Annotated in this window: 8 protein-coding genes; 6 read left to right on the top strand and 2 right to left on the bottom strand. The window is 71.1% G+C overall.

The genetic code is table 11. From position 1 onward, the window contains the following. Positions 1–114: 114 nt before the first annotated feature. Positions 115–1,254: a class I SAM-dependent methyltransferase gene (locus tag ITJ54_RS18345; protein ID WP_323741722.1), complete on the top strand. Its 1,140-nt coding sequence runs from the start codon at positions 115–117 to the stop codon at positions 1,252–1,254. Between the two features lie 95 nt (positions 1,255–1,349). Here the strand turns inward: ITJ54_RS18345 and ITJ54_RS13545 are convergent, their stop codons facing one another. Further along, on the bottom strand, positions 1,350–2,180 hold the full coding sequence (locus ITJ54_RS13545) for an aldo/keto reductase (RefSeq protein ID WP_194629090.1): 831 nt from the start codon (positions 2,178–2,180) through the stop codon (positions 1,350–1,352). A 73-nt stretch (positions 2,181–2,253) separates the two neighbouring features. Next, on the bottom strand, positions 2,254–2,673 hold the full coding sequence (locus ITJ54_RS13540) for a pilus assembly protein CpaE (RefSeq protein ID WP_194629088.1): 420 nt from the start codon (positions 2,671–2,673) through the stop codon (positions 2,254–2,256). Between the two features lie 227 nt (positions 2,674–2,900). Between ITJ54_RS13540 and ITJ54_RS13535 the strand changes: the two genes are divergently transcribed. The 5 genes from ITJ54_RS13535 to ITJ54_RS13515 all read left to right on the top strand — a co-directional run bounded on the left by ITJ54_RS13535 (position 2,901) and on the right by ITJ54_RS13515 (position 11,417). Beyond that, positions 2,901–5,591 carry a glycoside hydrolase family 2 protein gene (locus tag ITJ54_RS13535; RefSeq protein ID WP_194629086.1) on the top strand — a complete coding sequence of 897 codons (2,691 nt, stop codon included), beginning with the start codon at positions 2,901–2,903 and terminating at the stop codon, positions 5,589–5,591. 110 nt (positions 5,592–5,701) lie between these two features. Next, entirely contained in the window at positions 5,702–7,186 is a 1,485-nt protein-coding gene (locus ITJ54_RS13530) for a sugar transferase (RefSeq protein ID WP_194629084.1), read from the top strand. Positions 7,187–7,330: 144 nt separating this feature from the next. Next, the gene (gene tatA / locus ITJ54_RS13525) at positions 7,331–7,621 is read left to right on the top strand and encodes a twin-arginine translocase TatA/TatE family subunit (protein WP_416354908.1); all 291 of its coding nucleotides are present in this window, start codon (positions 7,331–7,333) and stop codon (positions 7,619–7,621) included. A 126-nt stretch (positions 7,622–7,747) separates the two neighbouring features. After that, on the top strand, positions 7,748–9,157 hold the full coding sequence (locus tag ITJ54_RS13520; RefSeq protein ID WP_194629083.1) for an MFS transporter: 1,410 nt from the start codon (positions 7,748–7,750) through the stop codon (positions 9,155–9,157). Between the two features lie 91 nt (positions 9,158–9,248). Continuing rightward, complete coding sequence (locus ITJ54_RS13515) at positions 9,249–11,417, top strand: ATP-dependent Clp protease ATP-binding subunit (protein ID WP_194629082.1); 2,169 nt, start codon at positions 9,249–9,251, stop codon at positions 11,415–11,417. Positions 11,418–11,440 lie beyond the last annotated feature (23 nt).

The following is an 11,440-nucleotide window of genomic DNA, read 5'->3' as shown; positions in this document are numbered from 1 at the left end:
TGGGCTCCTTGTAGGTGGGGAACCAGTAGCATATTCACATGTGATATTTGGAACCGAGGGTATGCCGGGTGCCATGGAAACGGCCGTCCCAGTGGCCCCCGGTACGCTGACGCGGTGCCAGACTTCGCCGACCGCTTCCGCCGCGACCCCGACGACGAGCCGGACCTCATCGCCCTCGACGGCACGGACCGGTTCATGCTCGACGAGGCACCGCACGTCCACGGGGACGCGGTCCGAGCCCCGGGGGCCGTCGTCGTGGTCGACGACGTCCGCGGGTTCCTGACGCTCGGCCTCATCGCCCTGCACGGAGCCTCGAACGTCCGGGTGGTGCAGGACTCCCTCGTCGGACAGCGCGCGCTGCAGGCCAACGCGGGGACGTTCGGCCTGCGCGGGTTCCACCATCCCGACTCGTTCGAAGACGCCTTCCGCGACGCCCGACTCGTGCTGCTCCGGCTGACGAAGTCGCACGACCGCCTGGACGAGATCGCCCGCGCGGTCGCTCGCTTCGCCGCCCCGGACGTCGTGCTGCTCGCGGGTGGGCGGACCAAGTTCATGACGCTGTCGCAGAACGACGTGCTCCGGCGGTCGTTCGGTGACGTCGTGGCGTCACGGGGGCGTGCGAAGTCCCGGCTGCTCGTCGCGCAGGACCCGCTGACCGCCGCGGCGAACCGTGCCGCCATCACGTCGCCGTGGCCCAAGCAGGTGCACCTGGACGAACTCGGGATCACGATCGCGGCTCACGGTGGGGTCTTCGCCGGCGCGTCCCTCGACCTCGGTACGCGCGTGCTGATCGAGGCGATGGACGCCGCGGTGCCCACCGCCCGCGTGGCCGTCGACCTGGGCAGCGGCAACGGCGTGATCGCGACGGAGATCGCCCGTCGGCGTCCGGCGATCCGGGTCATCGCGACGGACGTGTCATCGGCGGCGGTGCGGAGCACGCGGATGACGGCGGACCTGAACGGCGTCGGTGACCGGGTCAGCACCGTGCGGAGCGACGCGGGTGACGAGCTCGACGAGGGGTCGGCGCAGCTGGTGCTGTGCAACCCGCCGTTCCACGCGGACACCACGGTGAGCACCGACGCGGCCGAGGCGATGTTCCGGAACGCGGCCACGATCCTCCAGTCCGGGGGAGAGCTGTGGTGCGTCTGGAACTCGCACCTGCGCTACCGGCCGGTGCTCGAGAAGGCCGTCGGGCCGACCCGTCAGGTCCTGCGGACCGACCGCTTCACGGTCACGGCGTCGCGACGACCCTGAGCGACCCGACCCGGCCGGGCCAGGCCCGGGGTCGGCTCCGGAGATGCCGAAGGGCGGCTGCGCAGATGCGCAGCCGCCCTTGGTCGTTCCGGTGATCAGGCCGGGACGTAGTCGAACGTGTCGGGGTCGGGACCCGTGCGGTGTCCCTTGTCGAGCGTGGTGATGTCCGTCATGTCCTCGTCCGAGAGCTCGAAGTCGAAGATCGCGAAGTTCTCCTCGACGCGGGCACGGGTGACGGACTTCGGGAAGACGATGTCGCCGCGCTGGATGTGCCAGCGGAGGACGACCTGTGCCGGGGTCTTCTCGACGGCGCCGGCGATGCGGACGATGGTCTCGTCGTCGAGCACGAGGCCCTGGGCGATCGGGGACCAGGCCTCGGTCGCGATGCCGAGCTCACGGTCGACGGCGCGGAGCTCGTCCTGCGCGAGGTACGGGTGCACCTCGATCTGGTTGACAGCCGGCGGCACGTTCGTCTCGGCGATCAGGCGACGCAGGTGGTGCGCCTGGAAGTTCGAGACGCCGATGGAGCGGGCGGTGCCGGCGGCGTAGAGCTCCTCGAAGGCCTTCCACGTGGGGACGAAGTCCGACACGGTCGGGAGCGGCCAGTGGATGAGGAAGAGGTCGGTGTAGCCGCCGAGCAGGTCGGCCGACTTCTTGCCGTTCTCCAGCGCGAGGTCGTGGTCGTGGAAGCCGTTGTTGAGCTTCGAGGTGACGAAGATCTCGGAGCGGTCGATGCCGGACTCCGCGATGGCCTCGCCCACCTCTTTCTCGTTGCCGTACATCTCGGCAGTGTCGATGTGGCGGTAGCCGACCTCGAGCGCGGCCAGCGTGGCGGCCTTCGTCTCGGAGGGATCGATCTGGAACACACCGAAGCCGAGCTGCGGGATGGTCTTGCCGTCGTTGAGTGTGATGTTCGGAACGGTCATGGCTCCAGACAACCAGCCCGCACCCGACGCGCACCCCAGCAACACCCAGGCTCGGGGTCGATGGGATGGTCCGTTACGCCAACGCCGCCGCGATGTACGCCGCCAACGCCTGCCCGTACGCGATCGCCGGGTCCTCCGCCGCGAACGTGCGGTCGACCCCGGCGATCGTCGCGGTGACGGTGTGCACGACCCGCTCGCCGGCGGCGACCCGCGTCAGGCCGATGAACGCCGGCCCGAGGAGCTCGCGGAGCTGGTCCTCGCGGGGCAGCCAGAGCGACTCGTCCGCAGTGACGGAGTCGAGGGCCCACTCGGTCGTCCCGTTGAAGCCGAGGATCGTGCCGGAGGGGTGGTCGTGGCGCTCGACGGTCATCTCGGAGACGGTGTAGACGTCCTCGTCCACACCGGGCTTGTCGATGACGAACCGGTCCCCGGTCTCGGGGTGCCAGCGGAGTCCCGCGTCGCGGAGGGTCTTGGCGAGTTCGACGGTGATCACGACACCAACCTGCCACGCTCGGGCGGTACACGTGTTCCGGATGGCAACCCGTACTACCATCGCGGAGCACCCATCGTGCGCGGGCCGTCGACGCTCCGCGCGCGCGACGCGACGACGCCCGGACGACCGGTGCCGTGCCTCCAGGCCGTTGACCGGCCCCGGGACGGAACCGAGACGGGCCCGACCGCGGCGGACCGCCCAGCGGCCCGTCCAGAGAAGGACCCCGCATGACCCTCGACCGCGAGGAACTCCTCGACGCCTGGACGGTCTCGATCGTCGAGGACAACGCCCCGGCCGGTGTGCCCAGCGAGGTGCGCGACGCCCTGCGCGGCGCCGGGATCCCCGCGACGGTCCCGGGCCAGGTGCACACGGACCTGCAGCGCGAGGGCCTGCTGCCGGACCCGACCCACGACCGGAACGAAGCCGCCACCCGCTGGGTCGGTCGATCGGACTGGACGTACCGCCGCACCATCGACGTCGACCCGCGCGGCCACGAGCGCGTGGACCTGGTCTGCGACGGCCTGGACACGGTGACGGAGCTGACCGTCGACGGCGTGCAGATCGGTGCCACCAGGAACATGCACCGGCGCTACCGCTTCGACCTGCTCGACGCGACGGGCGGCAGCAACGCGGCCACCGAGCGCGAGCTCGAGGTCCTGTTCGAGTCGCCGTACCGCGAGGCCGGCCGGGTCGCCGCCCGGGCAGGCAGCATGCCGGGCCCGTACGACGAGCCGTTCCCGTACGTGCGGAAGATGGCGTCGAACTTCGGCTGGGACTGGGGCCTGACCGCGGTGACCAGCGGCCCCTGGCGTGACGTCGCGATCGAGCGCTGGTCGACCGCACGCCTGCGCGACGTCCGTCCGCTCGTCGACGTCGAGGCGGGCGAGGGCGTGCTCGACGCCCACATCGCGTTCGAGCGCTCCGGCATGAACGACCTCGACCAGGACGGCGAGGACGACGACCTGGTGCTCGTCGTGACCGTGTCCGGCGAGACCGTCGAGGGCACGAAGACCCGCCAGCGGTCCCGCGCCCAGGTCACCCCGAAGGAGGACGAGACCGTCGTGACGGTCCGGATCCCCGAAGCCCGGCTCTGGTGGCCGCGCGGCTACGGCGCGCAGCCGCTGTACGACGTGTTCGTCGAGCTGCAGACCGTGGAGGGCGAGGTCCTCGACCGGCAGACCTTCCGCACCGGCTTCCGGTCGACGCGCATCGACACCACGCCCGACCAGATCGGCCGCCCGTTCAACATCCACGTCAACGGCACGCTCATCGACGTCCGCGGCGTGAACTGGATCCCGGACGACGTGATCGTGTCGCGGGTCGACCGGCAGCGGTACCAGGGCCGTCTCGCAGCGGCCGCCGACCTCAACGCCAACCTGGTGCGGGTGTGGGGCGGGGGCGTCTACGAGTCGCACGACTTCTACGAGGTCTGCGACGAGCTCGGCCTGCTCGTGTGGCAGGACTTCCCGTTCGCCTGCTCCGCCTACCCCGAGGACGAACCGCTCCGCAGCGAGGTCGTCGCCGAGGCCAGGGACAACGTCGCCCGGCTCTCGCGCCACCCGTCGCTCGTGGTCTGGAACGGCAACAACGAGAACATCTGGCTGCACGACGCCGACGGCTGGGCCGACGAGCTCGGGGAGCGCGGCTGGGGGCTCGACTACTACCTCGACCTGCTGCCGACGATCGTGGACGCCGTCGACCCGTCGCGCTTCTACACGGTCGCGTCGCCGTGGTCCGGTTCCGAGTCGCTGCCGGCGAACGACGTCGACCACGAGACCCACCACTCGTGGGACGTCTGGAACCGGGTGTCCGACGACCACTACCGCGACTGGGTGCCGCGCTTCGTCTCGGAGTTCGGCTGGCAGGCGCCGCCCGCCTGGCGCACGCTCCGCGACGCCGTGTCGGACGACCCGATGACGCCGACGTCGCCAGGGGTCGTGCACCACCAGAAGGCCGCCGACGGCATGGGCAAGCTGGCACGCGGACTGGAGCCCCGGTTCGGCACCGTCCCCGACGGCGACCTGGACCGCTGGCACTGGCTCACGCAGCTGCAGCAGGCGCGCGCGATCGCGACGGGCGTGGAGCACTGGCGCTCGCACTGGCCGCGGAACACGGGCGTCATCGTCTGGCAGCTCAACGACCTGTGGCCGGTGTCGTCGTGGTCGGCCATCGACTCGGCGGGGCGGCTGAAGCCGCTCGCGCACGAGCTGCGCCGCCTGTACGACGACGTCCTGCTGGCCATCCGTCCGGTCTCCACGGTGCGGGTCGCGCCCGGTGGTGCGCCCGCGGACACGGCTGGCCGGACTGGAGGCTCGGACCAGTCCACCGCGTCCCTGCCGGTCCCCGACACGGCCGGGTCCACGGCACGTGGGGACACCGCGGTCATCGACCGTCCGGTGGCACCGATCGAGGTCGTCGTGCGCTCGACCCGGCGGGGCCTCGACAGCGTCGTGCGGGTGCGGCGGATCGACATGGCCGGGCAGACCCTGGCCGAGGTGCACCTGCCCGTGCGGCTCGACGGCGCGGGTGTCGGGGTCGTCACCCTGCCCGAGTCGGTCGGCATCGTGCAGGACCGCGTCGGTGAACTCGTCGTCGCGGACATGGACTGGCGTCGCGCCGTCTGGACCCCGTCGCCGGACCAGGACATGCGCTGGCAGCCCGCGCACTACCGGGCCTCGTTCTCGGAGGCCGAGGACGGCGCCGGGCTCGAGCTCGTCGTCGAGGCCGAGTCGCTCGTGCGGGACCTGCTCCTGCAGCCCGACCGCGTGCAGCCGGAGGGCACGGTCGACCGCGGGTTCATGACCCTGCTGCCGGGGGAGCGGGTGTCCTACCGCCTGCAGGGCGTGACCGAGGCCGATGTCCCACGGCTCATCGACGGCCCTGCCATGTGGTCCCTGGACCGGGCACTCAGCCGTTGATGTGCGATATTCCGGGGTGATATCCTGGGTTCTGCGCCGCTGGTGACCGGAACCCCGCGGTCTCGGCGCACGGGACGGACGACCTCCTTCCCGCTCGTAGGAGGTCCTCGATGTCACTCGCGATCCGCGTGCTCCCCGAAACGCCCACCACTGCGTCGACGCGCACGCCTCGCGTGCCTCGCAGGCTCCGTCGTCGGGCAGGCGGTGGCGGGGTCGCTGCCGTCGACCTCGTCCTGCTCCTGATCGCCTTCGCCGTCGCGCACTTCGCCCGGTTCCCCTGGGAGATCTCCCGCGGTGCGGTGGACGCCGGGCGGCTGGAGATCCTGGTCGCCCCGGCGGTCGTCGTGGTCTGGATGGCCATGCTCTCCGCCTTCCGGACCCGTGACCCGCGCATCGCCGGGGTCGGCGGGGACGAGTACCGCCGGCTCGTCACCGCCAGCCTGGTCACCGGTGCCCTCGTCGCCGTCACGGCCTACGCAGCGAGCATCGACATCGCGCGGGGGTACGTCGCGATCGCGTTCCCGGTCGGGCTCCTGCTGCTCGTCGTCGGGCGCAAGGTCGTCCGGACGCGCCTGGCCCGACGTCGCGCTGCCGGTGACCGGCTGATGGACGTCCTGCTCGTCGGTGACCTCGAGGACGTCCGCTACGTCGGCCGTCGGATCGCGAGCAGTCCGGGCGCCGGGTACCGGGTCCGTGCCGTCGTCACCGACTGCGAGCCCTCGGGTTCCGAGGTGGCGCTGGGTTCGGCGACGGCGCCGGTCGTCGGTCGGGTCGCCGACGTGCTCGACCTGGCGCAGGACGCCGGCGTCACCGCCGTGGTCGTCGCCGGCGCGATCACCGGCGGACACGAGCGACTCCGGCGGCTCGGGTGGCAGCTCGAGGAGCGCGGCGTCGAACTCGTGGTCTCGTCGCCGATCGCGGACGTCGCAGCCGGGCGGGTCCACGAGCGACCGGTCGACGGCCTGCCGCTGATGCACGTCGAGACGCCCGTGTACACGCGCCGGTTCGGCAAGCGGGTGCTCGACGTGGTCGGTGCCGGCACCGGGTTGCTGCTGCTCGCGCCCGTCTTCGCCGTGATCGCGCTCGTGATCCGGCTCGACGACGGCGGGCCGGTGTTCTTCCGGCAGACCCGGGTGGGGCGGGGTGCCACGGAGTTCTCCATCCTGAAGTTCCGGACCATGTGCGTGGACGCCGAAGCCCGGATGGCGGCCCTGCACGAGGAGAACGAGGGCGCCGGACCGCTGTTCAAGATGAAGGACGACCCCCGGGTCACGCGCGTCGGGGCGTTCCTCCGCCGGACCTCGCTCGACGAGCTCCCGCAGCTGTGGAACGTGCTCGTCGGCACGATGAGCCTGGTCGGACCCCGTCCAGCGCTGCCGCGCGAGGTCGCCCTGTACGAGGACTTCGCCGATCGCCGGCTCCTGGTCACGCCGGGCATCACCGGGCTCTGGCAGGTGAGCGGCCGGTCCGACCTCGACTGGGCCGACGGGGTCCGGCTCGACCTGCACTACGTCGAGAACTGGTCCTTCGTGCACGACCTGGTGATCCTCGCGCGGACGATCCCGTCGGTGCTGCGGTCCCGAGGCGCCTACTGATCGGGTTCCTGAGCGCGAGGTGACCGTCGACCCTCTGTTCTGGGCATCCGGCCGCGACCGAGTTACGATGGGACGCACACGGGCTTCCGCCGGGTGGATCGACGATGACCCGCTGACGGCGAACAGTTCCAGAATCAAGGAGTCATGATGCTCGGAAACCTCACCGGTATGCACCTGCTGATCATCCTCGGCATCGTGGTGCTGCTGTTCGGTGCGACGAAGCTCCCGGCCCTCGCCAAGGGCCTCGGCCAGTCGATCAACATCTTCAAGAAGGAGATGGACATCGACGACAAGAAGACCAAGAACGCCGACGGCACGGTCCAGAACGCCACCGCCGACCCCACGGTCCCGCAGACGCCGGTGGTCTCCCAGGCCCCCGTCGTGAACCCCGGCCCCTCGGCACAGCCGAGCGCCACCACAGACCACCGGATCTGATCCGGCCCTGCCCCGTTGCTGAAGCCCCGGTGATCCCACACCGGGGCTTCGTCATGCCCGGCGCTGTGCACGCGGGCTTCGTCATGCCCGGGCGCGGCGGAGCGCCGACAGGCGGATGATGACGGCATGACCTCCTCGTCCGCGCCGGCGCACACCGCGCCGCTCCGTGACGACCGCCGCGTGGTGCTCGTCGTCGCGATCCTGTCCTCGTTCGTGGTGGGGCTCGACTCCAGCGTGGTGAACGTCGCCCTGCCGGCGATCCGGACGGAGCTCGGCGGGGGACTGGTCGTGCAGCAGTGGACCGTCGACGCGTACCTGGTGACGCTCGGGTCGCTCATCCTCGTCGCCGGCTCACTGTCGGACCTGTTCGGCCGGGTTCGGATCATCACGTGGGGGCTCGTCGTGTTCGGCATCGCCTCCATCGTGTGCGCGATCGCCCCCACGGGCGAGGTCCTCATCGTCGCGCGAGCACTGCAGGGCGTCGGCGGTGCGCTCGTCACCCCGAGCGCCCTCGCACTCATCGTGGCGGCGTTCCGTGGTGCGGCGCAGGCGAAGGCGATCGGCACGTGGACGGCGTGGTCGAGCGCGGCGTCGATCCTCGGCCCGGTCGTGGGCGGGCTGATCGTGGACGGCATCGGCTGGCGGTGGATCTTCGTGGTCACCGCGGTGCCGATCGCGGTGACGATCCCGCTCGTCCGTCGGATCAACGGGGACGTGGTGGCCGGACACCGTCCGCGCGTGGACGTCGTCGGGGCGGTGCTCGCCGTGGTCGGGGTCGGCGGCGTGGTGCTCGGGTTGATCGAGCAGGAGCGCCTGGGCTGGGGATCGCCGGTGGTCGTCGCGGCGCTGGTCCTCGGTGGAGCTGCGCTGCTGGCGTTCGTGCCGTGGGAGCTCCGGGTGACGCGGACCTCGGGCGCCCCGCTGGTGCCGCTCGAGCTGTTCCGCGCCAGGAACTTCGCGGTCGGCAACATCGCGACGCTGTCGATCTACGGCGCGCTCGGCATGGTCTTCTTCGTCATCACCCTGTTCCTGCAGGAGGTGTGGGCGTTCCCCGCGTGGCTCGCCGGCCTGGCGACGCTGCCCCCGACCGTGGTGCTCCTGCTGCTCTCCACGACGGTCGGTGGCCTGGCGGGACGCTTCGGCCCGCGGTGGTTCATGGCGGCGGGTCCCGCGGTCGCCGCTGCCGGTGCGCTGCTCATGCTCACGGTGGGCGACGACCCGTCGGGGTACTGGTTCGCGGTCCTGCCGGGGCTCGTGCTCGTCGGGCTCGGCATCACGCTCATGGTCACGCCGCTGACGAGCGCGGTGCTCGGATCCGTGCCGCAGTCCGAAGCCGGCGTCGGGTCGGCGGTCAACAACGCGGTCGCCCGGATCGCCGGCCTCGTGATGGTGGCGCTGGCCGGTGTCGTGCTCGGCGGCGAGGTGAGCGTCGGCGGGGTCCACCGCGCCATGGTCGTGATGGCCGTCCTGCTGCTGGCCGGCGCCGCGGTGAGTGCCGTCGGCATCGTGAACGTACGATCGCGCGAAGCGGAATGACTGCCAGCGTTGTAAACTTGAGCCAGTGGGACTCAAGTGAGTCCGAGGGCTTCGTGACCACACGACCACCGCAACGAAAGGACGACAACGCATGGCGAACCTCCAGGGCGCTCCTGACTCTGCGGAGCAGCAGAAGACCGCCCTCGAGCAGTACGGCGTCGACCTGACGGCGATCGCGAAGAGCGGCAAGCTCGACCCCGTGATCGGCCGCGACGCCGAGATCCGGCGCGTCTCGCAGGTGCTGACGCGCCGCACCAAGAACAACCCGGTGCTCATCGGCGAGCCCGGGGTCGGCAAGACCGCCGTCGTCGAGGGGCTCGCGCAGCGCATCGTGGCCGGCGACGTCGCCGACTCCCTCAAGGACAAGCGGCTCGTGTCCCTCGACATCTCCTCGCTCATCGCCGGCGCGAAGTACCGCGGCGAGTTCGAGGAACGACTCAAGGCCGTGCTCAAGGAGATCAACGACTCCGACGGGCAGGTCATCACGTTCATCGACGAGCTGCACACGCTCATGGGCGCCGGTGGTGGCGAGGGCTCCGTGGCCGCGTCGAACATGCTCAAGCCGATGCTGGCGCGCGGTGAGCTGCGGATGATCGGGGCGACGACGCTCGACGAGTACCGGCAGTACATCGAGAAGGACGCCGCCCTCGAGCGTCGCTTCCAGCAGGTCTACGTGGGGGAGCCGAGCGTCGAGGACTCCGTGGCGATCCTCCGCGGGCTCAAGGAGCGCTACGAGGCCCACCACAAGGTGACGATCAACGACTCCGCGCTCGTGGCCGCGGCGAGCCTGTCGAACCGGTACATCTCCGGGCGCCAGCTGCCCGACAAGGCGATCGACCTCATCGACGAGGCAGCGTCGCGCCTGCGCATGGAGATCGACTCCAGCCCGGTCGAGATCGACGAGCTCAAGCGGAGCGTCGACCGGCTGCGCGTCGAGGAGTTCGCCCTGAAGCAGGAGAAGGACGACGCCTCGAAAGCCCGGCTGTCGACCCTGCGCGCCGAGCTGCAGTCCCGCGAGGAACGGCTCGGTGAGCTCGAGACCCGCTGGCAGGCCGAGCGGGCGTCCCTGAACCGCATCGGTGAGCTGAAGCAGCGCATCGACGAGCTGAACATGGCCGAGGCGAAGGCGAACCGCGAGAACGACTTCGAGACCGTCTCGCGCATCCGGTACGCGGAGCTCCCGCGGATCGAGGCCGAGCTGGCCGCCGCCGAGCAGGCCGAGTCCGCCGACCGGATGGTGAACGACAGCGTCACCGACGAGGACATCGCCGCCGTGATCGCGCAGTGGACGGGCATCCCGCTCGGACGCCTGCTGCAGGGCGAGACCGAGAAGCTGCTGCACCTGGAGCGCGAGCTCGGCCGCCGGATCATCGGGCAGCGCACCGCCGTCAGCACCGTGTCCGAGGCCGTCCGACGCACGCGCGCCGGCATCTCCGACCCGGACCGTCCGACCGGGTCGTTCCTGTTCCTCGGGCCGACCGGCGTGGGCAAGACCGAGCTCGCGAAGGCGCTCGCCGAGTTCCTGTTCGACGACGAGAAGGCCCTCGTCCGCATCGACATGAGCGAGTACGGCGAGAAGCACTCCGTCGCGCGGCTCATCGGCGCCCCGCCCGGGTACGTCGGGTACGAGGCCGGCGGGCAGCTCACCGAGGCCGTCCGTCGTCGCCCGTACTCGGTGATCCTGCTCGACGAGGTCGAGAAGGCGCACCCCGAGGTCTTCGACGTGCTGCTCCAGGTGCTCGACGACGGTCGGCTCACCGACGGGCAGGGCCGCACGGTCGACTTCCGGAACACGATCATGGTGCTGACGTCGAACCTCGGTTCGCAGTTCCTGACCGACATGTCCCTGACCCCCGAGGAGCGCGAGACCGCGGTGCGCGAGCTGGTCCAGCAGGCCTTCCGGCCCGAGTTCATCAACCGGCTCGACGACATGGTCGTGTTCCAGGCGCTCACGGAAGAGGACCTCGGGCAGATCGTCTCGCTCTACGTCGACCGGCTGGCACGCCGACTCTCCGACCGCCGGCTGGAGCTCGCGGTCACCCCGCAGGCCCGCGGCTGGCTCGCCGAGCGCGGGTACGACCCGGTGTACGGGGCGCGGCCGCTCCGCCGCCTCATGCAGCGGCAGATCGACGACCAGCTGGCGCGGGCGATCCTGGCCGGGGACGTCCGGGACGGCGACACCGTGCGGGTGGACGTCGCCGCCGGCGGCGACGCGCTGCTGGTGGAGCCGTTCGAGCTGGCGGAGGTCGTCGAGGAGTAGTGCGGACGGGAGGCCCGGTGCCG

Origin of the sequence: Curtobacterium sp. VKM Ac-2865 (assembly GCF_015350905.1) — a bacterium.
GTDB lineage: Bacteria > Actinomycetota > Actinomycetes > Actinomycetales > Microbacteriaceae > Curtobacterium.
Note: the sequence above shows the minus strand (reverse complement) of the source record. Positions and strands in the feature narration are given on the sequence as shown.